Raw genomic sequence first — 24707 nt, 5'->3', positions numbered from 1 at the left:
CGTTAAATCATTTTTGATGATGCGCAGTAAAGCAAGCAGCCACTACCCGATTAGGCAGCGACTGCTTACTCATCAGGCATCCGCTAAAGCTTGGCTCGATTGATAATCAAACTGCAGCGCATCAGCAACTAAGCTGACTTTCACGTCGCCGCCACTGCTTAAACTACCAAATAAGATTTCGTTCGCTAACGGCTTTTTCAAATGCTCTTGAATAACCCGCGCCATCGGCCGTGCGCCCATTGCCGGATCATAGCCTTTGTCTGCTAACCATTGTCTTGCTTCGGCAGTTAACTCTAACGACACCTGTTTTTTATCTAACTGCACTTGCAGATCACAAATAAACTTATCAACGATTTGCAAAATAATGGCAGGATCTAAATGCTTAAACCAAATAATGCCATCTAAGCGGTTACGAAACTCAGGGCTAAAAGTCCGGTTAATTTCGGCTAACGCATCATGGCTATGATCTTGTTGCTTAAAGCCAATGGTTTTACGGATGGTTTCTTGTACACCCGCATTGGTGGTCATCACCAACACCACGTTTCTAAAATCAATCTTACGGCCATTATTATCGGTTAGGGTGCCATGATCCATAACCTGCAGCAGAATGTTGTAGATATCGGAGTGCGCTTTCTCAATTTCATCTAACAACACCACCGAATAGGGATGCTTTGACACGGCATCGGTTAACATGCCGCCTTGTTCAAACCCGACATAGCCTGGCGGCGCGCCAATTAAGCGGCTGACCGCATGGCGTTCCATATATTCAGACATATCAAAGCGTAATAACTCTACGCCCATCACTTTTGCCAATTGCTTGGTCACTTCGGTTTTACCTACACCGGTTGGCCCCGCAAATAAGAAATTACCAATCGGCTTTTCTTCATTGCCCAAACCTGAGCGAGATAAACGAATGGCCGAGGTTAATACATCAATCGGTTCGTTCTGACCAAACACCACCATTTTTAGATTACGATCTAAATTGGCTAACACATCTTTATCTGAAGCCGATACCGACTTCTCAGGGATGCGCGCAATTTTGGCAATAACTTGTTCAATCTCTGCCACGTTAATCGTTTTACGGCGCTTAGAGGCCGGTAATAAGCGTTGTGATGCGCCGGCTTCATCTATGACATCGATGGCTTTGTCTGGTAAATGCCGTTCGTTAATGTATTTTGCCGATAACTCCGCTGCCGCACGCAACGCTTTTTGGGTGTATTTAACGTTGTGATGTTTTTCATAACGCTCTTTTAAACCAATTAAAATACGCGTCGTGTCGTCAACACTCGGTTCTAACACATCAATTTTTTGGAAACGACGTACCAAGGCGGTATCTTTTTCAAAGATACTTTTAAATTCTTGATAGGTTGTTGAGCCCATGCAGCGTAAACGCCCACTGGATAATAACGGTTTAATTAAATTCGAGGCATCCATAACGCCACCAGAGGCGGCACCAGCACCAATTACAGTATGAATTTCATCAATAAATAAGATGGCATTTTTTTCTTGTTCCACTTCTTTTAATAACGATTTTAAGCGTTTCTCAAAGTCGCCACGGTATTTGGTGCCGGCCAGTAACGCGCCCATATCCAATGAGTAAATCGTTGCGTCAGCAATCACCTCAGGCACTTGCTGTTGCACAATACGCCACGCTAAGCCCTCGGCTATGGCGGTTTTGCCCACCCCGGCTTCACCAACCAATAAAGGGTTATTCTTTTTACGCCGACATAAAATTTGTACCGCCCGCTCGACTTCGGCATCTCGGCCAATTAACGGATCAATTTGACCATTTTTCGCTAATTGATTTAAGTTTGCCGTGAAGTTTTCTAAATAACGATGCTCATCAGCCGAGGATTCGCCCATTTCTTCAGGGGGCGTATCGTCATGCTGCTCCAGCTTTTCCGTTTTAGCGATGCCGTGTGAAATATAATTAACCACATCTAAGCGTGTGATATCGATTTTTTTCAGAAGATACACCGCCTGAGACTCTTGCTCAGAGAAAATCGCCACCAACACATTGGCGCCGGTGACTTCTGACTTACCTGAAGACTGCACGTGAAATACCGCGCGCTGTAAAACCCGTTGAAAACCTAAAGTAGGTTGGGTATCGCGCTCGAGTTCGCCTTCGGGCAATACGGGTGTAGTGGAGTCAATAAAGCTGGCCAATTCGTGGCGCAATTTATCAATATTAGCCCCGCAGGATTTTAACGCTGCTCCTGCTGCAGGGTTATCGAGTAAGGACAACAGCAGATGTTCTACTGTCATGAATTCATGACGACGGTCACGCGCGAACCTGAAAGCCGCATTCAGTGTCAACTCAAGATCTTTATTTAACATGCACTACTCCTAATCCACCTGAGTTAGATAATTCTCCGACCACAGTCGGTGTTCCCATTGGATTATGCTCGCTCCATGGTGCATAACAGCGGATGCTGATGCTCCTTGGCATAATCACTGACCTGCTGTACGCGAGTTTCTGCTATTTCTGCCGTGTAGATGCCACAAACAGCTTTACCCTCATAATGAACTTTCAGCATAATTTCTGTTGCCTGCTCGTACTGCAGGTTAAAAAACCGTGACAGCACATCAATAACAAAATCCATAGGCGTGAAATCGTCATTGTGCAAAACCACCTTGTACATAGGGGGTGGCGCCAGTCGTTGCCGCGTTAATTCTGCAATGTCATCAAAGTGTACGTTTGGATTGTTATTACCGCTCATAAATAAACTATAGCCATGCGCGCGCCATCCAGCAAAGGCGCTTCAATTAAAATTGCGTAAAAGTATTTAGCATATTTCAGCAAATACCTTGACTGTCTGTACAAATTATCTACATTAGATAGTGGAGCAACCAAAAAGCTCCTCTAACATGAAGCTCAAGCATACAGAATATAGCTAAACTTAGAGAAGGATGTAAGTAGTATGGCTACCGGTAAAGTAAAATGGTTCAATAATGCAAAAGGATTTGGGTTTATCCGGGAAGATGGGCGCGACGAAGATATCTTCGCGCATTATTCAACCATCACCATGGACGGCTACCGCACGCTAAAAGCGGGTCAGGATGTCGAATTTGACTTGTCTGAAGGGCCTAAGGGCTTACATGCAGTTAATATCAAACTTCCTGGCGAAGAATAAGTAAGCGAACACGTTACGGTTATTTCGGTAAGTTCATTAGCCATAATGTTAGCTTGCCCCAATAACCGATGTGGCTTACTAAACTGCCCGAGTACAATCCACAACCTTGCTGAGCTGTTTCAGGTTCACAACGTTGGCTGTTCTCTCTACATTACAGTGACTACAGGCAGAAAAAAGGCGCTAACCCGAGGGTTGCGCCTTTTTGCTTAACCAAACAACTTGCCCAAATGCTTACAGGGCAGTTAAGGCAGCGTTTAGTGTTGCGCTTGGACGCATGGCCGCTGCAGCCTTGCTTTGATCCGGACGGTAGTAACCACCGATATCCACTTCACGACCTTGCACACCGTTTAACTCGGCCAATATTTGCTGCTCGCCAGACTGCAGAGCGTCGGCTAGCTTAGCAAAACGGCTGGCTAAAGCAGCATCCGCAGTTTGTTGCGCCATCGCTTGTGCCCAGTACATGGCTAAATAGAAATGGCTACCACGGTTATCTAACTCACCCGCTTTACGGCGTGGTGATTTGTCGTTATCTAAAAACTGAGCGGTGGCTTTATCTAACGTATCCGCTAAGATCTGCGCCACTTTATTATCAGCAACTTGAGCTAAATGCTCTAACGAGGCCGCTAACGCTAAAAACTCACCCAGTGAATCCCAACGTAAGTGGTTTTCTTGCACGAATTGCTCAACGTGCTTCGGTGCTGAACCGCCAGCGCCTGTTTCAAACAAGCCACCACCGTTCATCAATGGCACAATTGACAGCATCTTGGCACTGGTTCCCAGCTCAAGGATGGGGAATAAGTCTGTTAAGTAATCGCGCAATACGTTACCGGTTACCGAAATCGTGTCTAAACCTTGTTTCATACGCGCTAAGGTATGACGGGTTGCCTCTACCGGCGACATGATTTGAATATCTAAACCATCAGTGTCGTGATCCGCTAAATAAGCATGCACTTTCTTGATTAATTCCGCATCGTGAGCACGTTGGTTGTCTAACCAGAAAATGGCTGGCGTGTTGCTTAAACGTGAGCGATTAACCGCTAATTTAACCCAATCACGGATCGGCTCATCTTTTACTTGGCACATACGCCAAATATCACCGGCCGCCACTTTATGGCTGAACACGGTTTCGCCTTTGCTGTTGGTTACCACAACAGTACCTGCCGCGGCGATTTCAAACGTTTTATCGTGTGAACCGTATTCTTCGGCTTTTTGCGCCATTAAGCCAACGTTAGGCACTGAGCCCATGGTACGAGGATCAAAAGCACCGTTTTGCTTACAGAAAGCAATGGTTTCTTGGTAAACACCGGCATAGCAACGATCTGGGATGACCGCTTTGGTATCTTTTAATTGACCATCTGGCCCCCACATTTGACCTGAGCTACGGATCATCGCTGGCATAGACGCATCGATAATCACATCGCTTGGCACGTGCAGGTTGGTGATACCTTTATCAGAGTTTACCATCGCCATGGCGGGTTTATCCGCATACAGCGCGGCGATATCAGCTTTAATCGCGTCTTGTTCAGCTTGAGGTAACTGCGGTAACTTGGCGTATAAATCGCCGATACCGTTGTTAACATCTAAACCCAATTGAGTAAAGGTTGTGGCGTATTTCGCGAAAATTTCTTTGTAGAACACTTTAACCGCATGACCGAACAGGATCGGATCCGACACTTTCATCATGGTGGCTTTTAAGTGTAACGAGAACAACACGTCTTGCGCTTTGGCATCTTCAATCTCAGCGGCGTAAAACTCGCGTAAGGCGGCTACGCTCATCATGGTAGCATCGACTACTTCACCGGCTAATACTGGCACTTTTTCTTTAAGTACTTGTACGCTGCCATCGGCTTGCTGCAGGCTGATTTTTAACACATCCGCTGCCGACATAGTGGTAGATAATTCAGAGCCATAAAAATCGCCGGCACTCATGTGGGCAACGTGTGATTTTGAGCTGCTGCTCCAAGCACCCATGCTGTGCGGGTTTTTACGCGCATACTGCTTAACCGAAGCCGGCGCACGACGATCCGAGTTACCTTCACGTAAAACCGGGTTTACGGCTGAGCCTTTGATCTTGTCATAACGCGCTTTGACGTCACGTTCTTGCTCGGTTTTTGGCTCTTCTGTGTAATCAGGTAAAGCATAACCTTGCGCTTGTAATTCTTTTATCGCTGCTTTTAATTGCGGTAATGAAGCGCTAATGTTCGGTAATTTAATAATGTTGGCGTCTGGCTGTTTGGCTAATTCACCCAATTCAGCTAAGTCGTCGTTGATCCGTTGCTCTGGTGTCAAAAACTCAGGGAAGCTGGCAATAATCCGACCTGACAATGAAATGTCGCGGGTTTCAACCACTACGCCGGCAGCGGCAGAGAACGCCTCGATAATTGGCAATAAAGACTGGGTCGCCAGTGCTGGCGCTTCGTCAGTTATGGTGTAAATAATTTTTGCACTTTCATTCGACATGTTAGTTCCTGTATTGTAATCGACGGATCGCATTGACAGGGCCATTGCCACCCGAGTGTGGAAATTGTTTTAAACGCAGCCAAAAAACCGACTGATTATATCAGCATCAATCAGATTAAAACAGGCGCAGTATGACCGACCAGTAAATGTTCTAATACACGCGGTAGGATGCTCACTGGTAACGGCGGCGGTTTGCCCCAGAATAACGTCGAGAATTTGTGTGAAAAAATCAACATCAGCAGCCCAATCCAAACATAAGGGCTTTTTCAAAAAAAACAATGGCGAGAGTGTTACAACACCGATCTTAGTGCTTTTTAACAAGCCTTTTGATGTATTAAGCCAGTTTACCGACAACAGTACCCCACCGCGCGCTACGCTGGCAGACTATATTGATATTCCAGATGTGTATGCGGCAGGTCGCTTAGATAGAGATAGTGAAGGCCTGTTATTACTGACCAACTGCGGTAAAACCCAGCAACGCATCAGCGATCCGAAATTTAAAGCCCCCAAAACCTATTGGGTGCAAGTTGAAGGTGACATTAGCGAACAAGCACTGCAGCAATTGCGCCAGGGTGTGCAACTGAAAGATGGCCTCACCCTGCCCGCCCAAGCACAACGGATGGCCGAGCCCGCGCTATGGCCTCGCACTCCAGCCGTGCGTTATCGCGCCAATATTCCAACCAGTTGGCTAAGTTTAACCATTAGCGAGGGCCGTAATCGGCAAGTTAGACGGATGACCGCTGCGGTCGGCTTTCCTACGCTGCGCTTAGTGCGCTGGCAAATCGGTGATTGGCAACTGGCCGATCTAGCACCGGGTATGAGCCGTACTATCCCTCTAACCCGTTAAACGGCTCTGTTAGGGGCCATTTGCTTTACAGGATGACACTGCATGAGTAGAAATCGATTACATTTGACCGTGGCTGCGGTTATTCAGTATCAAGGCCGTTTTTTATTTGTGGAAGAGCAAGACAAGCAACACGGTCATAAAGTACTGAATCAACCGGCTGGACACATGGAAGAAGATGAAGATGTACTCAGTGCCGTATGCCGCGAAGTAACAGAAGAAACCGGTTTAATGCTCACGCCTACCGCTTGGCTTGGCATCTCGCAATTAGCGGCAAGCAACGGCCATACTTATGTGCGGGTTAACTTTTTATTTGAACCCGACTCGCTACCGCAACACTACCAACCGCAAGATAACGATATACTCGCCTTGCATTGGCTAAGCGCCGACGAATTACGCCAGCACCCCGTGCCGGCACGCAGTCGACTGGTGCATGATGCCATCAATAGCTACTTACAAGGCACTCGGCTGGCACTTAATCTGATTGAGCCGCTGCGTTAGCATTTTGCCCGACTAAATTTGGTGGTATAATCCGCGCCTTTAATTTTCAGCTAAGTTAAGTGCGGTGTCATGTCAGATAACAGCAGTAAAAAAGTCATCGTCGGAATGTCTGGCGGCGTAGATTCCTCAGTATCAGCCTGGTTACTCATACAACAAGGTTATCAGGTTGAAGGCCTGTTTATGAAAAACTGGGAAGAAGACGATAATGACGAATACTGTGCTGCCGCCGAAGATATGGCCGACGCGCAAGCCGTGTGCGATAAGCTCGGCATTAAGCTGCACAAAGTCAACTTCGCCGCTGAATATTGGGATAACGTGTTTGAGTACTTTTTGGCTGAATACCAAGCCGGTCGCACGCCAAATCCCGACATCATGTGCAATAAAGAAATCAAATTTAAAGCCTTTCTTGAATTTGCCGCTGAAGCCTTACAAGCCGATTATATTGCTACCGGTCATTATGTGCGCCGCCGCTTGCAAGACGGTCATTGGCAAATGCTGCGTGGTTTAGATCAAAATAAAGATCAAAGTTACTTTTTATACACACTCGCTGAACAGCATATTGCGCAAACTTTGTTTCCGGTAGGTGAGCTAGAAAAGCCTGCCGTGCGTGCTATTGCAGAACAACAAGGCTTGATCACCCACGACAAAAAAGATTCCACCGGTATTTGTTTTATTGGCGAACGCAAATTTAAAGATTTTCTACAACAATATTTACCGGCACAACCAGGCGACATTGTCAGTATTGATGATCAGAAAGTGATTGGGCAACACGATGGCTTGATGTATCACACCCTTGGCCAACGCAAAGGCCTGCGCATTGGCGGGCTTCGTGATGGCAGCGACGAACCTTGGTATGTGGTGGGTAAAGATCTTCAGAAAAATCATTTGTTAGTGGCACAAGGCCATGACCACCCGGCCCTGTTGTCTAGCGGCTTAATTGCCACGCAATTAGACTGGGTTGATCGCACGGGGCCGCAACAACCGCAACGCTTAACGGTGAAAACTCGTTACCGTCAAACCGACATTGCTTGTTTGGTCACGCCGTTGCCTGAAGGTCGGTTAAAGGTCGAATTTGATCAGCCACAAAAGGCCGTTACTCCAGGTCAGTCTGCCGTATTTTATTTAAATGAAGTCTGTTTGGGCGGCGGCATTATTGATGAGGCGTTAAACTAAATGGAAGCATCGTTACAAACTCAATTGATTGCTTTAGCGGGCCTATGCCAAGCGGTAAAATTGGTGCAAACGGTTGCTCGCAGCAGCGAATCGCAACAAGGTCAATTAGCCATTGCGCTTGGTAGTGTTGTTAATCTCAACCCGGCTGAACCGCTCGATATTTATGGCGGCGAGATGCAAAACTTACGACAGGGTTTTGAACTGATTATCGAACAACTTGCTGATAAACCAAAGAAAGATGTCGAATTAACCCGCTATTTAGTCGGGGTATTAGCGCTAGAGCGCCGTCTGAATAAAAACAGCAAGAATATGCAGCAGCTCGGCAATCAGTTACAGCAGATGGACCGTCAATTACAGCACTTTACCGTAACGGACGAAACCATTATTGCTAAGTTAGCAGACATCTACACCGAATGTATCAGCAGCTTGGGAGCCCGTATTCAAATTTACGGCCAACCCGACTTACTCAGTCAAAACAGTGTGCAGCATAAGGTACGAGCATTACTGCTTGCCGCCGTGCGAGCAGCAGTGCTTTGGCGTCAAGCGGGCGGAAGCCGGCTGCATTTTGTTTTTAAGCGACGTAAATTATTGGCTGCGGCAGAAGCCGCATTAAACAGTATCTAACTAAGCACGATACCTCAGGAGATTTCATGGAACTTAATGCCCTTACCGCAATTTCGCCGGTGGATGGTCGCTACGGTAGCAAAGCGGCTGCCCTACGCCCAATTTTCAGCGAATTCGGTTTAATTAAATACCGGGTCACTGTCGAAGTGCGTTGGTTACAACAACTGGCGGCAGAGCCAAAAATTGCTGAAGTACCGGCGTTATCTGCCGAAGCGAATGCCATTTTAGATAAGATTGTCAGCGAATTTAGTTTAGCAGATGCCCAGCGTGTTAAAGATATTGAGCGCACAACGAACCATGACGTTAAAGCGGTAGAATATCTGTTAAAAGAAAAAGTTGTTAACAACAGCGAATTAGCGGCCATCAGTGAATTTATCCACTTTGCCTGTACGTCTGAAGACATCAACAACTTATCGCACGCGTTAATGCTGCACGATGCGCGCAGCCAAGTCTTATTACCTGAGTGTGATGCACTGCTTAGCGCACTGAAAACGCTAGCGGTTGATTTAAAAGCCGTCCCTATGATGGCCAGAACGCACGGTCAGCCAGCTTCGCCAACTACCATGGGTAAAGAGATGGCCAATGTTTACATGCGCTTAAAGCGTCAGCGTGAACAAATCGCGGCGGTCAGCCTACTGGGTAAAATAAATGGCGCGGTAGGTAACTACAACGCACATTTATCGGCTTATCCGGATATTGATTGGCATCAATTTGCTGAGCGTTTTGTCAGCTCGCTGGGTATTACTTGGAACCCGTACACCACACAAATCGAACCGCATGATTATATTGCCGAATTGTTTGATGCCATTGCGCGTTTCAATACCATTTTGCTGGATTTTGACCGTGATGTCTGGGGCTACATTGCCTTAGGTCACTTCAAACAAAGAACGATTGCCGGTGAAATTGGTTCATCGACCATGCCACATAAAGTGAACCCGATCGATTTTGAAAACTCAGAAGGTAACTTAGGTATCGCTAACGCGCTATTTAACCACCTTTCGGCCAAATTACCGGTATCTCGTTGGCAGCGCGACCTGACTGACTCAACCGTATTACGTAACCTTGGCGTCGGGTTTGGTTATACCTTAATTGCTTATCAAGCCACGTTAAAAGGCATCAGCAAGTTAGAAGTAAACGAAGCCAATTTACGAGCCGAATTAGACGCTAACTGGGAATTACTGGCCGAGCCGGTGCAAACTGTTATGCGTAAATATGGCATCGAGAAACCTTACGAGAAGTTAAAAGAACTGACTCGCGGTAAGCGGATCAGCGCCAATGATCTCGCCTTGTTTATTGATGGCCTAGACTTACCTGCGCAGGCTAAAGCGGAAATGAAACAGCTTAGCCCAGCCGGTTATATTGGTGATGCGATACGCTTAGTTGAGTTATTAGACTAACCACTTAGTTGTCACTGCAGCTTGATGTGGCATTGACGAATAAAGGCGAGCAACTCGCCTTTATTCGTTTTAAGCTGGCAAGCTGCAAAGCGTTTAAACGTTTAGTTAGCGGCTTCACGTGCAACCCAAGCTAACCGGCCAATTGTGTTAACCCTTTCGATCTTTTATTCGGTGCCCAAATATGTACACATTACACCTCGGACAGCTTAGCCTTGCAGACTTTATGCAGCAGTATTGGCAAAAAAAACCGCTGCTGATCAAGCAAGGTTTTCAAGACTTTAAAGATCCTTTATCCGCCGATGAATTGGCAGGCCTGGCCTTAGATGAAGATGTCGAGTCACGTCTGGTGCAATGTCATGCGGGCAACTGGCAATTAGAAACCGGCCCCTTTGAAGATTTTAATCGCTACGGTGAACGTGATTGGACGGTGTTAGTTCAAGCCGTCGATCATTGGCATCCGCCTGCGGCGGCGTTATTAGAGCCGTTTCGTTTTATCCCGAATTGGCGGATTGATGATTTGATGGTCAGCTTTTCTACGCCTGGTGGTGGTGTTGGCCCGCATTTGGATCAATACGATGTATTTATTATTCAAGGCGAAGGTAAACGCCATTGGCGCGTGGGTATGCCCGATGCTTCACTGAAGCAACATTGCCCGCACCCACGCTTATTACAAGTTAGCCCTTTTACAGCCTGTATTGATGCCATTTTAGAACCGGGTGATATTTTATATATTCCACCAGGTTGCCCGCACGATGGTGTGTCTATTGATAACAGCTTAAATTACTCTGTGGGTTTTCGAGCACCGGCACAAAAAGATCTACTCACCGGTTTAACTGACTATTTAATTGACCATGAGATTGTTGGTAAACGTTTCACCGATCCTGCTCGGCAATTAACCCCGCAAAACGGCGCGATCAGTGAACAAGATTTAGATCAGGTGCAGCAATTGTTACTACAACTGATTAGTGATCGACAATTACTCCCGCAATGGTTTGGCCAATACATTACTCAAGCTAAGCATGAATTAGATCAGCAAGAGCCTGATCCACATTATCAAGCCGAAGAAATTGCGGAATACTTAGAAGAAGGCTCCGTACTGGCCAGTATCGGCGGTTTACGCTGCAGTTATTATCAGCAAAAACCTGACAGTGATATTTTGTTGTTTATTGATGGTGAGAAAATCGTGTTACCTGCAGAGGAATTACACACCGCGCAACTGCTGACACAGAGCCCCACCATTAGCCAGCAAGACTGTATGCATTTTATTGCCCGCGAAGAGCGTTTGCTGCTGCTCACCGATTTGATCAATCAAGGGTTGTGGTACTTTGTTGAGTAAGCTCTCTGCCTAGAAAAAAACCGCTTAACAGCGGTTTTTTTGTAAAGATTAAACTACAGATTTAAGTGCAGTTTGTGCTAGCTTTGCCACAATTGTTCGTCATCAAACAAGTCGTATAAACCGTGCGCACGAGCAACCAATAAATTAGCAAAATCATGCTGAGTTTTATCAGACACACCCGCTTGAATAATTTGCTCGGCCTTTAACTGCCAATGTAACGCAAAAGCACGGATCGCTTCACGCGCATTAGGTGCCGCGCCGATCGCCATATGGTCGGTTGGTAAGTCGCCACTGATCACCCAAAACGATTTTTTCTCGCGGGTATTCAGTTTCCAAATCGCCACATAAGGCGGTAAATAACGGCTTTCACTCACGGCAACGTTATCGGGGATAATACCTTTAGTTGCAAGGTATTCGTTGGCTTTTTGAAACTGCGTTCGCACCCACTCTGTGCGCTCCGCATCACTGATTTCAGCATTATTCTGAGTTAACGACTCACTCATAAACGGCTTCCTATGTTGTAGTTGCCGCTACTTTAGGTGACTCGCTGCCGACAATCAAGTCTTGATAGCGCAGAATCAGCCCATCCCACCCCAAAAGTTCACCTATCAACCCCATATCACCTCCGACCACACTCAGACACCGGTCCGACCACACTCTGAGACACATCTGACCACAATCTGAGACAATTAAGAGCTGAATGATGCTTTGCTGGCAACAGACAGATCAGACCTGTCTCTGAGTGCGGTCTGACCAGTCATTATTTCATGGGAAAGCTGGCATAAAGTAGGACTAAATGGTAAATTCCGCGCCATAAACATCGGCTACAGTTAACGTAAACGTAAACGGTAGCGCTTTATCCGCTTTTATTCCAATGGAGTTCATTGTGGCAGTATTTAATCATCCTGAATTTGATCAACACGAACAAGTGGTTTACTGCAGTGATCAGGAATCTGGCTTAAAAGCCATCATTGCTGTGCACAGCACCCGCTTAGGCCCGGCTGTCGGCGGTTGCCGCATGTGGGATTATGTCTCAGATGAAGATGCACTGGTCGATGTACTGCGCTTATCTCGCGGTATGACTTACAAAAACGCTATGGCCGGTTTGCCATTAGGTGGTGGTAAGTCTGTGATTATCGGTAATGCTAAAACTATCAAGTCTGAAGCCTTGTTTCGTGCCTTTGGTCGTATGGTTCATCGCTTAAATGGCAGCTATTACAGTGCAGAAGATGTGAACATTACCACACACGATATTATGCAAGTGAATCAGGAAACGCCTTTCGTGGCTGGTTTAGAAGGCAAAAGCGGTAACCCTGCCCCCTTTACTGCGCTAGGCACCTACCAAGGTATTAAAGCCGCTGCGATGCATCAATTTGGCTCGGCCGATCTGAACGGTAAAGTTGTCGCGGTGCAAGGTTTAGGCAGCGTGGGTTTTTACCTGTGTGAATATTTGCACGCTGAAGGCGCGAAACTGATTGTTACTGATATCAATGAAGACGCTGTCACTCGGGCGGTGAATCACTTTGGCGCAACAGCTGTAGGCTTAAATGACATCTATGCGGTAGATGCTGATATTTATGCGCCCTGTGCGCTAGGTGCTACGTTAAATGATGAGACCTTGCCACAGTTAAAAGTAAAAATTATCGCAGGTTGTGCTAACAACCAATTAAAGCGCGCAGAGCATGGCCAGAAGTTGCGTCAAATGGGTATTTTATATGCGCCAGACTATGTGATTAACGCCGGTGGCATTATCAATGTCGCCTTTGAAATGCGGCCACAAGGCTACAGTAGCTCTGAGTCAACGGCAAAAGTGAAGCAAATCTATGACACCTTGCTGACCATTTTTGAACGTGCTGATGCAGAAAATTTACCCACCAGCACCGTAGCGGATCTGATGGCGCAAGAAATTATTGCTCGCGGTAAATTGTTATAACATTTTTTAATGCAGCATTGTATGAAGGAAATGATGGCTTAAGGCAACGCGGTTAATGAGCCGCGGTTTGCTTTAAGCCATCAATGCCATGGCTGGCAAACACAGCATCTTACTCGGATCTACTTTGCAACACTGGCCTGCCAGTGCTGCAAGGTAGACCGCAGCTAAAACTTAAACCTCTGTTTGGCGTATTAACAAGCTCAAGCGCATTATCTTGCTCACTAAACTGCACAGTAACACGCTGATGTGCACTTAGTGGCTCATTATTACAGACAACCTACACCATTTCAGCCTGGCCAGTTTACGACAAAACAACGCCGCAACAGCTCAAGCCCTACAAGATAAACTTAACGATTAAATCCCAGCCTATGAGTAAGATTGATAAGATAATCAATAAAAAAATACTGACATGTAGCCAAAACATCGATTGCGGCTTTGCCTTACTCACTCGCTGTTTGATCACAACCTTAGACGGTTGCTTATTGCTAGAGGAAGACGCTGCGCCAGCCGTTGCTGACGCTTTTTTCACTTGAGCCATTTTCAACAACAATCCTTCAGAAAATGTTAACGCCACTCATTAATGCGGATAAGAGGCCGCTAATGCCTGTAATTCCGCCCCAGCAACACGAGTGATCCGCCAGTCATGCATAACACTGGCACCTTGCGCTTGATAAAAATCGATTGCCGGTTGATTCCAATCCAGCACTGACCATTCAAAGCGACCACAGCCACGTTCTACGGCCAATTTTGCTAAATAGCTTAATAATAATTTACCTAAACCCTTACCCCGATATTCAGGTAGAACAAATAAATCTTCTAGATAAAGCCCAGGTTGCGCTAAAAATGTGGAGTAATTATGAAAAAACAAAGCAAAGCCCGCTGGCTGCCCTTGATACTCAGCAATCACCACTTCGGCTGCGGGCTTCTCGCCAAACAAGCTTTGTTGTAACTTTTCGGTGGTGGCGACCACCTGATCTGCCATTTTCTCATACTCAGCTAAGCCCTGAATAAAAGCTAAAATTAAGGCGCAATCAGCCTCGGTTGCTATACGGATCGTGCTGTGATTAATCATAAAATACCTTTGGGATCATAAAATGTCAGGCTAGGCTCAAATTGAAATACTACTATAGCCTGCGTTATGGCGAAAAAAAACCGGAGTATACTCCGGTTTCTTCAACGCGTTAGCGATTATGCTGCATCTTTACTCGGTAAACTGAATTTTTCGAGTTCGCCGGGTTTAAAGCTATCCACACTGATGGCTTTAAACCGCAATTCATTCATTTTATGCAGCGACGCAGCTTCAGCTTCTGAAATAATCTTCGCCGCTAACGCTTGCTTAATGGTATCCACCATCGGTTGCTTACGCGCTAACTGACCAGACTTTTGCGCCTGAGCTATTTTCTTCAATAATGGCTGAGCTTCATACATCGCAACAAAAGCCGCTTCCATTAGCCCAGTGGCATCATCCGCGCCTTCACCGACATAACACAGATGCGTTAAGCGATCGCGCACCACATTGGGTTTAGACAGTGTTTCGCAAATTTGCTGCGCCACTTCATCGGTTGGCAGTTTGTAGCCGATACCAAATGGGAACACCAAAGTACGTAATGTGCGTGCCACAATGCGATTTGGGAAGTTAGCAAAGAAACCATCAAAGGCTTTACCGATTTCATATAAAGCACGCGCCACACTGTAATGTACAAAAGGCAGATCCGCTTGCTGACGGCCGTTATCTTCATAAAACTTCAATACGGCCGAAGCAATATACAACTGGCTTAACACATCGCCTAACCGCGCAGACAGCATTTCTTTGCGTTTTAAATCACCGCCCAGCATTAACATAGATACATCAGCACTTAGTGCTAAGGCACGGCTCATGCGGCTTAATTGCTTGTAATAACGAGCCGTGTCACCCGACACCGGTGCAGTGTTAAAGGCACCGGCCGTTAAGCCCTGCCATAACGCTGAAAACGTATTGCCTACCGCAAAACCAACATGCGCCATTAATAGCTTATCAAACTGTGCTAAACCTTCATCGGCATTCGGGTTGGCTGCGGCTTCTAACTCCGCTAACACATACGGGTGACAACGCGTGGCACCTTGACCAAAGATCATCAAGTTGCGCGTTAAAATGTTCGCCCCTTCAACGGTAATCGAAATAGGCACGCCCATATAACCGTGTGCTAAATAGTTCATCGGTCCGCACTGAATGGCTTTGCCGGCATGAATATCAAACGCATCGTTTAATAAAATACGTGACATCTCCGTCATGTGATATTTAGCAATGGCGGTAACGACGGCAGGGCTAAGTTTTTGATCAATCGCACCCGCGGTCATCACGCGCATGGCTTCTAATGTGTAAGTTAAGCCACCGATACGCGCTAAACCTTCTTGCACACCTTCAAATTTACCAATCGATAAACCAAACTGCTGACGCACATAACCATAAGCGCCCGTCATCCGAGCCGCTAAGTGGCCCGTTGCGGTGGCCAGCGCCGGTAATGAAATACCGCGTCCTGCCGACAAGCACTCGACCAGCATACGCCAGCCACGACCGGCATATTCTGGCCCACCAATAATCCAATCTATCGGGATAAATACGTCTTTACCGTAAGTGGTACCGTTCATAAAAGCCATATTCATTGGGAAATGACGATCGCCTATTTGCACACCAGGATGGCTGGTCGGAATTAACGCACAGGTGATTCCTAATTCTTCTTTCTCACCCAGTAACTTATCAGGATCAGATAATTTGAACGCCAAGCCCAACACCGTTGCCACAGGTGCTAAGGTGATATAGCGCTTATCCCAGTTCAAACGAATACCCAGTACTTCGTTACCTTCAAATTCGCCTTTACACACTACGCCGGTATCAGGAATACCGCCCGCATCAGAGCCCGCCTCAGGACCGGTTAAGGCAAAACACGGCACATCAGTACCATTGGCTAAGGGTGGCAACCAGCGGTTCTTTTGCTCTTCTGTACCGTAGTGCATTAACAATTCACCGGGGCCTAAAGAGTTAGGCACCATGATGGTCACGGCGGCGGTTAAGCTGCGCGTAGCAATGCGCGACACGATGGTCGAGTTGGCGATGGCTGAAAACTCACGCCCACCATAGCTCTTAGGAATAATCATGGCGAAGAAACCTTCGCTTTTAATGTAATCCCACACGGCTTTAGGCAGGTCTCGCTCTTCTTGCACAATCTTGTAGTCATCCAGCATTTTCAGCAAGGTTTCAACTTGATTATCCATAAAGGCTTGCTCATCGGCCGATAACTCGGCTTTAGGAATGCTGTGCAGTTTTTGCCAGTCTGGTTTACCTTTGAACAGTTCACCATCCCACCACACGTCACCGGCTTCCATCGCTTCACGTTCAGTATCTGAAAGAGGTGGTAAGATTTTTTTGAAAATACCAAACACAGGTTTGGTGATCAGACTGCGTCGAATGGAGGTGACACCGAATACCACCACCAGAATAACGATAATTAATAATAAAAAGACCATTTCAGCTTCCTTCCAGCATCAGGCTACGGTTTGTGTTAAGCCTGTCGGCATAACATTCGTCAACACAGGCGCAGCAATGGCTGCCGCCAAATAAGGGATCAAGCGTGCTATCACGCCTTCGATATCAACCGACTCGTTAAAATCGGCTAAGGCAATTTCTGCCAACGCATCGTTGGATGCCATGGTAAAGACAATGGAACCCAGTGAAAAATGCAACCGCCAAAACAACACGCTCGCAGGCAAATGTGGACAGCTTTGTTGCACAAGTAACACAAACTTATCTAGGGTTTGGCCATAATGATGATTGATAAACCAACGCAAGTGGCCTTGCACATCGGTATAACCGCGCCCTAACAGTTGTAAGAAAGTACGGGTGCCTTTGCGCTGCACATGGTTAAGCTCTAACAAGGGCTTAACGAATACAGCGAGGATATCCGGTAAGCTATGCGGCTGAGTTTTCGCCAGTAATTGATCAAACTCATGATCTAAACGCGGCATCAACACTTGCAAATAACGCTGAAGCACCGCTTGGATCAGTTCTTTTTTCGAGCCAAAGTGATAATTAACCGAGGCCAGATTCACTTCCGCTTTGGTCGTGATCTGGCGTAGTGAAGTATCATTGAAGCCGGCTTCGGCAAACAGATTTTGCGCCGCATCCAAAATTTTTAGTTGTGTATTCACTTTCACACTCATTTTATTCAAACATGTTTTTTAAACACCTGTTTGAAATGTACGTTTGAATCACTGGTCTGTCAAGTGACATTCTGCAGTGAGTGCAAGTAATACCGTGATGTTGCGTTAGTCAGATAAAGGGTTTTAGGCAGGCGGTTAAGTTTGCCATTCGCTGTATAGCGGCGTTTCAGCGCGTTGATCTCGCCAAGTTATCGCTTTTTTTAGGTAGGCAAAGTAACAGGCCGACTGAACCGCCGACCTGTTAGCGTGGTTTTTACTTCAGAGTACGCTCAAAAAAGCGCGTAATGCTTTTATGTAAATGCGTTTGAACCGGCTGACCAAACATCGAGTGTTTACTGCCTGGGTAGTCCATCATCTCAAACAACAGGCCTTTATCCTGTAAGTGTTTATAAAGCTTAGTACTGTGGGTAAACAACACATTATCATCTGCCATACCATGATAAATCAGCAAATCGCCTTTTAGCCCATCGGCATAAGGGAAGACCGCGCTATCACGATAACCCTCGGCGTTTTGTTGTGGGTGCCCTAAGTAACGCTCAGTGTAATGAGTATCATACAAGGCCCAGTCGGTAACAGGCGCACCCGCAACGCCGGCGGTGAAGTAATCACCGGCTTTAAACAGAGTCATGATGGCCATATAACCGCCATAACTATGGCCATAAATCGCTATTTTCTGCGGGTTAACATGAGGCAAAGTTCGCAGGTACTTAACACCGGTGATTTGATCATCCACTTCGACCTCACCGAGTTTTTTATAGATCGGATCTTCAAAGGCTTTACCACGGTTGTACGAACCACGATTATCTAATTGAAATACCAGATAGCCTTGTTGCGCGAGGAAATGCAAATACAAATTGCGCTGACTCCAACTGTTCGTCACACGCTGAGCATGAGGCCCGCCGTAGACACTGACGACCACAGGGTATTGTTTGCCTGGCACGACATTTTTGGGTTCAAATAAACGGTAATGTAAGGTTTGACCATCTTCGGCCTGTAACGTGCCAAAACGCGGGGCATTCAGCTCGCTATGATAAGGGCCTAACGGATGATCTGCGTTCAAGGTGTTTTGCGCTAACCAGGTGAGTACCTGACCATCAATGGCTCGCAGCGCTACTTTATCGGGCGTTGTGACATTGGAGAAACTATCTATAAAACTGCTGCCATCTTTGGCCACAACCACGGCATGATCATAACCGGCTTCTGTGATGCGTTTAATATTGCCATCTTTTAAACTCACCTGATACAGATGACGTTCTAGCACGCTATCTTTGCGCCCGGTAAAGTACAGCAAACCTTGCTGCTCGTTGACGGCATCTAGCTGATCCACCACCCAGTCGCCCGCGGTGAGCTGACGCAGTAACTTGCCATTAAAATCATAGTGATATAAATGTTTATAACCACTGCGTTCAGAGGCCCAAATAAAGCCTTGGTTATTACTTAAAAAATGTAGGTCATCATGCAGGTTCAACCACGTGTTGCTGGTTTCCGTTAACAGTACTGTTTGCTGATCCGTTTTAAGATCAACCAAGCGCAGTTCTAATTGCTGTTGGTTACGGCTTTGCCATTGATAACTTACATACCGCGCGTTTTTGCTCCACTCGACTCTTGGCAGATAAATATCAGCATCATCACCGTGCGGTAGCCACCTCACACTACCATCGTTTAATGTCACAACACCTAATTGGATGGTCGCATTGGCGGTGCCGGTATAAGGATAACGCTGTTTAAACAATTTAATTTCGTCAGCATAAATTTCATTACGAACGACTTCGGCAACCCCACTTTCATCAGTGCGGGTAAAGGCAATTTTACTGTCATCCGGAGCCCACCAATAACCTGTCATGCGGCCCATTTCTTCCTGTGCCACAAACTCGGCCATCCCGTTTTTAATATCACCACCGCCATCAAAGGTCAGTTGGGTTTCTTTACCGGTCGCTATCTCTTGTACAAACAAGTTTTGCTCGCGAATAAAAGCAACATAACGACCAGTAGGTGAAATGGTGGCATCGGTTTCAAACTCTGGGGTATTTGTCAGCTTTTTTGCTTTATTGCTGGCGAGCTGGTAGTAATACAAATCACCATTTAAAGGGAATAATAAAGCGTCACTACTTTTAGACCAACTGTAACTGACAATACCCGAAGCAAATAAACGTAGTCGCTCGCGGCGGGCTTTTTCTTCATCAGACAGTGTTTCTGCACCACTAATTAAATTGTCGGCATTCACCAGCACACTGTGTTTGCCCTCTTTAATATGGTATTGCCACAAATCTAAACGGTTGGCATCTTCAACTTTGCCCTTAAGATAGGTAACACGGCTACCGTCAGGTGCCATGGTCAAAGAACGAGGCGTCGTGCCGCTTAACACTGGATCGGCGAACAGTCGCTCCAGTTCAAGTTGCTTTGCATCAGCCATAGCGGCACCTCCAAGTAATAAACTGAGTGTTATCAAAACACGTGGTAATTTCACTGGCATTTTTGTTCCTGTGTTTTTACTGTAATTAAGCGTAACGTTTGTATAATGCTTCGATATAAACTGCAAGCGAAAGCAGATTGCGTTAGGCTTATCTGCGCTGAACAGAGGAAATCTTGATGAAACTGACCGAAGTAAAACACCCACTGGTGCAGCACAAAATTGGTTTATTACGCGCAGCCGATATTAGCACTCGCCAATTTCGCCAATTAGCCGCAGAACTAGGGAGCCTCCTGACTTATGAAGCAACCAAAGATCTGCCAACTGAGCAACTGACAATAGAGAGCTGGAACGGCCCTTGCGACGTGCAACAAATTCAAGGTAAAAAAGTGACCGTAGTGCCCATTCTGCGCGCCGGCTTGGGCATGTTAGACGGCGTTTTAGATTTAATCCCCAGCGCTCGCATAAGCGTGGTGGGTATTTATCGTGATGAAGAAACACTGCAACCGGTACCCTACTTTCAAAAACTCGCTGCCGATTTGGATCAACGCTTAGCGATTGTTGTTGATCCCATGTTAGCCACGGGCGGCTCGATGATTGCAACCATCGATTTACTTAAACAGCATGGCTGCCAACAAATCAAAGCTTTAGTGCTGGTTGCCGCGCCTGAGGGGATTAAAGCGTTAAGCGAAGCGCATCCTGACATTGAGCTTTATACCGCAGCGGTAGACCAAGGTTTAAATGAGCAAGGTTATATCCTGCCAGGCTTAGGCGATGCCGGTGATAAATTATTTGGCACTAAATAAGCCGTTAGTGCCCATGCACAGTATTAAGTGCTTAATGCGTATTTTTTTGAAGTGAAAATTCATGCAGTTGATCCCATGGTCTTATAACAGCGCACAGGGTCTGACCGTGCGCGGACAACACAGCGTGCCAAGTGGCAAGCCTGTATTACATTTTATGCACGGTAACGGCTTTAGCGGCCTAACCTACAGCCCCATGCTACGCCAACTAAGCCTACACTATGATTTGTTCTTGTCGGATGCCCAAGGCCATGGTGATAGTGATCATGGTGAGCAGTTTTTAGGCTGGAATAACATTGCGCAGATTGCCGCAGAAGCGTGGTTAACCCATCGCCCATTGTTTGGCACTGCGCCCGTTTACGGCATAGGCCATAGTTTTGGTGGCGTATTAACCGCCCTGATCCACGCCGAGCATCCACAGTTATTTCAAGGGGTGGTATTACTTGATCCGGTGTTATTTCCCCCCTCTATGCTATTACTGGCCAGAACCCTTGAAGGTGTGCGGCTATTTAAAAAAAATCCGTTAGCCAAAGCCGCGTTAAGGCGACGCCAACATTGGCCGGATCGCCCTACTGCCTTAAGTTACTTTCAAAGCCGTAGCCTATTTCAAAGCTGGGATGCACAGGCGCTTAATGCTTATGTTGAACACGCCTTAGCTGACCAAGACGATGGTGTGCGCTTAAAGTGCTTACCCGAGCGTGAAGCCGATGTGTTCAGCTCCTACCCAAGAGGGCTATGGCCGGCGCTTCGTAAAGCAAAGGCACCGGTAAAAATCTTTTATGGGGAACAAACCTTTCCATTTGTCGTCAAAGCCGTGGCTAAATGGCAACAATTAAACAACGGGGTGCAAAGCCGGCAAGTGCCTGGTGGCCATTGCTTTATGCAAGAACAACCGTTACAAAGTGCACTTTGGGTGCGCGAAGCATTACAAGGGTTTGCACCGATAAAATAGGCCTGTTTCCTAAGTGTGCATGCGTTATAATGGCCGAAATGTTTAGGCAGGGATTTCTAAGATGAAAAAGCTAGTTGTCGTCACCGCATTATTATTATCGGCCTGTAGTCAATTACCCGATATCGGCGCTGACAAACCCACCACCTTAAGTGCCGAGAAAAAACCGGTATTAGCCGTACCCATCCCGGCACCGGTTACCGATGCCAACGAAGTGGCTAATAACGATACGACCGAATCGTTAGCAACCGATTTCGAACATATTTTCATTGATACTGATATGACTTTTGAAGGCGTCTTGCCGTGTGCGGATTGCAGCGGCATCGCATATCATATTAATCTGTATCGTGATGGCCGCTTTGAAGCGCGTCAAGAGTATCTTGGCCGTGGCCAAGTGCAATTAATTAGCGGCTCTTGGTTGTTAGAAAAACGCACTTTGCATTTGATTAATCAGCAAAGCACGCTGCCGGTTTTTCATTTTCGCAGCAATCAGCACTTAGTGATGACGGATTTGGCCGGTAAGCCCATATTATCGTCTGAAGCATATCAATTAAGCCGTTATGCCTCGCTGAAAAAGCTCGACCCACGCCAACCGCTACTGGGTATGTATCAATTAAAAAACAATGTTGCGACCTTTATAACCTGTCAAAACGGTGACACCTTACCGGTGGCTAATACACAAAATCATTTACCCATGATGCGCCTGTATCAACAAGATACACGCTTCAATAATAAACCGGTTATTGCCACCTTAGTTGGGCGTAAAAGTGCGGATCAGCACGGTATTGATACGCTTTACATCGATAAATTTGAACAGTTTTGGCCTAATGCCACCTGCCCTGATCAATTTGCCCAAAAACAGTTACAAGGTATTGTCTGGCGTGCTGAGAAAGTGGCTAACCGTTATATTCCACACCAGTTAAATGTTCGGCTTATATTTGAAAAAGACCGTTTATATGGCTTTAGCGGCTGTAATAACTTTAACGCCAGCTATCAGCAACAAGCCAATACCCTGAGCGTGCAACCGCTTGCCAGCACGCGAAAGTTCTGCGCTGACGCCAGCAACATTGAGCAGCAATTTACCGAAAAACTGCAGCAAGTTGACCGCGCGGAAGTGAACGCCGATAAACTGCAATTATTTTATAATAACCAAGTTATTTTAGAATTGGTGCCTGCGGTTAACTAACACAGCTCATTGTTATTTAACATATACCGAAAATCTTCTACGCATAAAAAACCCCAGTGCATGACAACACTGGGGTTTTAAAATAGCCATTAATTATCAGATTGAATTAATTCTTCTTACTATTGCGCCGACGTCTGGCAACCGCACCTAACCCCATAAGCCCACCAAACATCAGCATTAATGCTGAAGGCTCTGGCACACTAGCAGGTACTTGACCAAAAATAATGTCGATCGACGTTGAGGCAGATCTGTTGTTTTGACGATCAAAGGCTGACAACGTAATGGTATACATACCCTGAGTTTGCACATCGAAGCCTAAAGGTTCAAAAAAGCCCAAATTCCATGAATTCTGTGCGACATTATTTGTTGAAAGGTAAGATAGATAATCCGAAACAGAAGAAGTGGTTCTTAAATCATTTGCACTAGTGGTTGTATTATTGCCAATTGAATGATCAAAAAGTGGGTAATCTGCACTGGGATTAATTAGATCAAATTCCACAAAATCAACATTGGCGCTGGGATCATAATCAATCTGCAATAAGTAGGTAAATTGGTTTAAAAATGTTCCCTGATTTCCAGTTGGATCGACGTTAATCGACCAATCAAAACTAAACAATGAACGGTCTACTGGGGCTACACCATCACTAGGCTGAAAAGTATAGGTTTTATTACCATCATAGTTATAGATGCCTGCGGGTTGACCTGCCAAGTTGTAACGCAATTTACCCCGTAGCGCTAACTCAAAAAAACCATCGTTTATACCGGTAAATGACCCATTCGCATTACCAGAACCAAAAATGACATTGGGTGTTACATTACCTGTACCGTTAATTAAAGCGGCATGTGCGGGCACTGCAATTAAGGTCGTTGCTAAAGCTAAGACTGCTGGAAAATATTTCATGATGCATCCTTGTTGTTTATATAACGATTTATTTTACTGTACAAAAAACAAGCAAAACTTTAGCATAAATTAAGCCAATAAATTAATCGCATTAAAATCAGCAGTCTACAAATTAAGGTTTTTATTTTTTGGTTTATTTGTAAAATTTACTGACAGCCAATAGTTGAGAATACCCCCTAGCCGCTCATTCAAATTACAAAAAAACTAAATTGCAGACATAAAAAAACCACCCTAGGGTGGTTTTTTTATTCAAGCAGTGTTTAGACTAAAGCTTCTTTTGCTTTTGCTACGATAGCAGTAAAAGCGGCTTTGTCATAAACAGCGATGTCGGCCAGGATCTTACGGTCGATTTCAATTGAAGCCTTTTTCAGACCTGCAATTAAACGGCTGTAAGACATACCGTTCATCCGTGACGCTGCGTTGATACGCGCGATCCACAGTTGACGGAACTGACGCTTACGCTGACGACGGTCACGGTAAGCATATTGACCGGCTTTGATAACAGCCTGGAAAGCAACCCGGTAAACACGACTACGGGCACCGTAGTAACCTTTAGCCTGTTTTAATACCTTCTTGTGACGAGCATGTGCCGTCACACCACGTTTAACTCTTGGCATTTCTGACTCCTATTAAATTATGCGTACGGCATGCAACGGACTAAGCCGGCAATATCCACTTTTGCGACTAAGGTTTTTGGACCTAACTGACGCTTACGCTTAGAAGTCTTCTTCGTCAAGATGTGGCGAAGGTGAGATTGCTTACGTTTAAAGTTACCTGAAGCAGTCTTTTTAAAACGCTTCGCGGCACCTTTGTTGGTTTTCATCTTTGGCATAGTATTGAAACTCGCATTGTTAAATGA

General features: G+C 46.0%; 22 protein-coding genes. 11 read left to right on the top strand and 11 right to left on the bottom strand.

All coding sequences use genetic code 11. The features are described 5' to 3' along the window. Positions 1-72: 72 nt before the first annotated feature. Both clpA and clpS read right to left on the bottom strand, forming a co-directional pair. Positions 73-2337, bottom strand: coding sequence for an ATP-dependent Clp protease ATP-binding subunit ClpA (gene clpA / locus LMJ53_RS05855; protein WP_226750935.1), 2265 nt, complete (start codon positions 2335-2337; stop codon positions 73-75). 62 nt (positions 2338-2399) lie between these two features. Beyond that, the gene (gene clpS / locus LMJ53_RS05850) at positions 2400-2720 is read right to left on the bottom strand and encodes an ATP-dependent Clp protease adapter ClpS (RefSeq protein ID WP_226750934.1); all 321 of its coding nucleotides are present in this window, start codon (positions 2718-2720) and stop codon (positions 2400-2402) included. Between the two features lie 201 nt (positions 2721-2921). Between clpS and cspD the strand changes: the two genes are divergently transcribed. Further along, the gene (gene cspD / locus LMJ53_RS05845; RefSeq protein ID WP_226750933.1) at positions 2922-3134 is read left to right on the top strand and encodes a cold shock domain-containing protein CspD; all 213 of its coding nucleotides are present in this window, start codon (positions 2922-2924) and stop codon (positions 3132-3134) included. A 231-nt stretch (positions 3135-3365) separates the two neighbouring features. On the opposite strand, the gene LMJ53_RS05840 is transcribed toward cspD, so the two are convergent. Beyond that, the gene (locus LMJ53_RS05840) at positions 3366-5594 is read right to left on the bottom strand and encodes an NADP-dependent isocitrate dehydrogenase (RefSeq protein WP_229585226.1); all 2229 of its coding nucleotides are present in this window, start codon (positions 5592-5594) and stop codon (positions 3366-3368) included. Positions 5595-5901: 307 nt separating this feature from the next. Between LMJ53_RS05840 and LMJ53_RS05835 the strand changes: the two genes are divergently transcribed. The 6 genes from LMJ53_RS05835 to LMJ53_RS05810 all read left to right on the top strand — a co-directional run bounded on the left by LMJ53_RS05835 (position 5902) and on the right by LMJ53_RS05810 (position 11469). After that, on the top strand, positions 5902-6441 hold the full coding sequence (locus tag LMJ53_RS05835; RefSeq protein WP_420778847.1) for a pseudouridine synthase: 540 nt from the start codon (positions 5902-5904) through the stop codon (positions 6439-6441). A 42-nt stretch (positions 6442-6483) separates the two neighbouring features. Next, positions 6484-6939 carry an NUDIX domain-containing protein gene (locus LMJ53_RS05830; RefSeq protein WP_229585225.1) on the top strand — a complete coding sequence of 152 codons (456 nt, stop codon included), beginning with the start codon at positions 6484-6486 and terminating at the stop codon, positions 6937-6939. Positions 6940-7008: 69 nt separating this feature from the next. Continuing rightward, positions 7009-8112: a tRNA 2-thiouridine(34) synthase MnmA gene (gene mnmA / locus LMJ53_RS05825; RefSeq protein WP_229585224.1), complete on the top strand. Its 1104-nt coding sequence runs from the start codon at positions 7009-7011 to the stop codon at positions 8110-8112. After that, positions 8113-8736, top strand: coding sequence for a high frequency lysogenization protein HflD (hflD, locus tag LMJ53_RS05820; RefSeq protein ID WP_229585223.1), 624 nt, complete (start codon positions 8113-8115; stop codon positions 8734-8736). Positions 8737-8762: 26 nt separating this feature from the next. After that, on the top strand, positions 8763-10133 hold the full coding sequence (purB, locus tag LMJ53_RS05815; RefSeq protein ID WP_226750928.1) for an adenylosuccinate lyase: 1371 nt from the start codon (positions 8763-8765) through the stop codon (positions 10131-10133). Between the two features lie 181 nt (positions 10134-10314). Beyond that, on the top strand, positions 10315-11469 hold the full coding sequence (locus LMJ53_RS05810) for a cupin domain-containing protein (RefSeq protein WP_229585222.1): 1155 nt from the start codon (positions 10315-10317) through the stop codon (positions 11467-11469). 77 nt (positions 11470-11546) lie between these two features. Here the strand turns inward: LMJ53_RS05810 and LMJ53_RS05805 are convergent, their stop codons facing one another. Continuing rightward, complete coding sequence (locus LMJ53_RS05805; RefSeq protein ID WP_229585221.1) at positions 11547-11972, bottom strand: DUF4826 family protein; 426 nt, start codon at positions 11970-11972, stop codon at positions 11547-11549. A 383-nt stretch (positions 11973-12355) separates the two neighbouring features. Here LMJ53_RS05805 and LMJ53_RS05800 point away from each other — a divergent pair, with 383 nt between their 5' ends. Continuing rightward, complete coding sequence (locus LMJ53_RS05800) at positions 12356-13402, top strand: Leu/Phe/Val dehydrogenase (RefSeq protein ID WP_229585220.1); 1047 nt, start codon at positions 12356-12358, stop codon at positions 13400-13402. A gap of 577 nt (positions 13403-13979) precedes the next feature. Here the strand turns inward: LMJ53_RS05800 and LMJ53_RS05795 are convergent. The 4 genes from LMJ53_RS05795 to LMJ53_RS05780 form a co-directional block, all read right to left on the bottom strand. After that, a complete protein-coding gene (locus tag LMJ53_RS05795; RefSeq protein ID WP_229585219.1) occupies positions 13980-14474 on the bottom strand; it encodes a GNAT family N-acetyltransferase in 495 nt (164 codons plus the stop codon). A gap of 116 nt (positions 14475-14590) precedes the next feature. Then, on the bottom strand, positions 14591-16906 hold the full coding sequence (locus LMJ53_RS05790) for an acyl-CoA dehydrogenase (protein WP_229585218.1): 2316 nt from the start codon (positions 16904-16906) through the stop codon (positions 14591-14593). Positions 16907-16924: 18 nt separating this feature from the next. Then, on the bottom strand, positions 16925-17587 hold the full coding sequence (locus LMJ53_RS05785; protein ID WP_229585217.1) for a TetR/AcrR family transcriptional regulator: 663 nt from the start codon (positions 17585-17587) through the stop codon (positions 16925-16927). 265 nt (positions 17588-17852) lie between these two features. Then, positions 17853-20072 carry a S9 family peptidase gene (locus LMJ53_RS05780; RefSeq protein WP_229585216.1) on the bottom strand — a complete coding sequence of 740 codons (2220 nt, stop codon included), beginning with the start codon at positions 20070-20072 and terminating at the stop codon, positions 17853-17855. A gap of 116 nt (positions 20073-20188) precedes the next feature. Between LMJ53_RS05780 and upp the strand changes: the two genes are divergently transcribed. From upp to LMJ53_RS05765, 3 genes are all read left to right on the top strand, one after another. After that, positions 20189-20815: a uracil phosphoribosyltransferase gene (gene upp / locus LMJ53_RS05775; protein ID WP_229585215.1), complete on the top strand. Its 627-nt coding sequence runs from the start codon at positions 20189-20191 to the stop codon at positions 20813-20815. 61 nt (positions 20816-20876) lie between these two features. Continuing rightward, positions 20877-21764 (top strand): alpha/beta fold hydrolase, encoded by an 888-nt coding sequence (locus tag LMJ53_RS05770; protein WP_229585214.1) that lies wholly within the window; start codon positions 20877-20879, stop codon positions 21762-21764. A 61-nt stretch (positions 21765-21825) separates the two neighbouring features. After that, positions 21826-22947: an META domain-containing protein gene (locus LMJ53_RS05765; RefSeq protein ID WP_229585213.1), complete on the top strand. Its 1122-nt coding sequence runs from the start codon at positions 21826-21828 to the stop codon at positions 22945-22947. A gap of 106 nt (positions 22948-23053) precedes the next feature. Here the strand turns inward: LMJ53_RS05765 and LMJ53_RS05760 are convergent, their stop codons facing one another. The 3 genes from LMJ53_RS05760 to rpmI all read right to left on the bottom strand — a co-directional run bounded on the left by LMJ53_RS05760 (position 23054) and on the right by rpmI (position 24680). Beyond that, positions 23054-23848: a PEP-CTERM sorting domain-containing protein gene (locus LMJ53_RS05760; protein WP_229585212.1), complete on the bottom strand. Its 795-nt coding sequence runs from the start codon at positions 23846-23848 to the stop codon at positions 23054-23056. A gap of 260 nt (positions 23849-24108) precedes the next feature. Next, positions 24109-24465, bottom strand: coding sequence for a 50S ribosomal protein L20 (gene rplT, locus LMJ53_RS05755; protein ID WP_226750916.1), 357 nt, complete (start codon positions 24463-24465; stop codon positions 24109-24111). A gap of 17 nt (positions 24466-24482) precedes the next feature. Then, entirely contained in the window at positions 24483-24680 is a 198-nt protein-coding gene (gene rpmI / locus LMJ53_RS05750) for a 50S ribosomal protein L35 (protein ID WP_082122441.1), read from the bottom strand. Between the last annotated feature and the right edge of the window lie 27 nt (positions 24681-24707).

The sequence above is a fragment of the Rheinheimera sp. UJ51 genome (genome assembly GCF_020819615.1).
GTDB lineage: Bacteria > Pseudomonadota > Gammaproteobacteria > Enterobacterales > Alteromonadaceae > Alishewanella > Alishewanella maricola.
The sequence above is the reverse complement of the archived record's forward strand: the minus strand, read 5'-3'. Positions and strand labels throughout refer to the sequence as shown.

Coding starts and splice junctions, on each gene's coding strand:
- clpA (WP_226750935.1), bottom strand. CDS start 2,337: ATGTTAAATAAAGATCTTGAGTTGACACTGAATGCGGCTTTCAGGTTC.
- clpS (WP_226750934.1), bottom strand. CDS start 2,720: ATGAGCGGTAATAACAATCCAAACGTACACTTTGATGACATTGCAGAA.
- cspD (WP_226750933.1), top strand. CDS start 2,922: ATGGCTACCGGTAAAGTAAAATGGTTCAATAATGCAAAAGGATTTGGG.
- LMJ53_RS05840 (WP_229585226.1), bottom strand. CDS start 5,594: ATGTCGAATGAAAGTGCAAAAATTATTTACACCATAACTGACGAAGCG.
- LMJ53_RS05830 (WP_229585225.1), top strand. CDS start 6,484: ATGAGTAGAAATCGATTACATTTGACCGTGGCTGCGGTTATTCAGTAT.
- mnmA (WP_229585224.1), top strand. CDS start 7,009: ATGTCAGATAACAGCAGTAAAAAAGTCATCGTCGGAATGTCTGGCGGC.
- hflD (WP_229585223.1), top strand. CDS start 8,113: ATGGAAGCATCGTTACAAACTCAATTGATTGCTTTAGCGGGCCTATGC.
- purB (WP_226750928.1), top strand. CDS start 8,763: ATGGAACTTAATGCCCTTACCGCAATTTCGCCGGTGGATGGTCGCTAC.
- LMJ53_RS05810 (WP_229585222.1), top strand. CDS start 10,315: ATGTACACATTACACCTCGGACAGCTTAGCCTTGCAGACTTTATGCAG.
- LMJ53_RS05805 (WP_229585221.1), bottom strand. CDS start 11,972: ATGAGTGAGTCGTTAACTCAGAATAATGCTGAAATCAGTGATGCGGAG.
- LMJ53_RS05795 (WP_229585219.1), bottom strand. CDS start 14,474: ATGATTAATCACAGCACGATCCGTATAGCAACCGAGGCTGATTGCGCC.
- LMJ53_RS05790 (WP_229585218.1), bottom strand. CDS start 16,906: ATGGTCTTTTTATTATTAATTATCGTTATTCTGGTGGTGGTATTCGGT.
- LMJ53_RS05780 (WP_229585216.1), bottom strand. CDS start 20,072: ATGCCAGTGAAATTACCACGTGTTTTGATAACACTCAGTTTATTACTT.
- upp (WP_229585215.1), top strand. CDS start 20,189: ATGAAACTGACCGAAGTAAAACACCCACTGGTGCAGCACAAAATTGGT.
- LMJ53_RS05770 (WP_229585214.1), top strand. CDS start 20,877: ATGCAGTTGATCCCATGGTCTTATAACAGCGCACAGGGTCTGACCGTG.
- LMJ53_RS05765 (WP_229585213.1), top strand. CDS start 21,826: ATGAAAAAGCTAGTTGTCGTCACCGCATTATTATTATCGGCCTGTAGT.
- LMJ53_RS05760 (WP_229585212.1), bottom strand. CDS start 23,848: ATGAAATATTTTCCAGCAGTCTTAGCTTTAGCAACGACCTTAATTGCA.
- rplT (WP_226750916.1), bottom strand. CDS start 24,465: ATGCCAAGAGTTAAACGTGGTGTGACGGCACATGCTCGTCACAAGAAG.
- rpmI (WP_082122441.1), bottom strand. CDS start 24,680: ATGCCAAAGATGAAAACCAACAAAGGTGCCGCGAAGCGTTTTAAAAAG.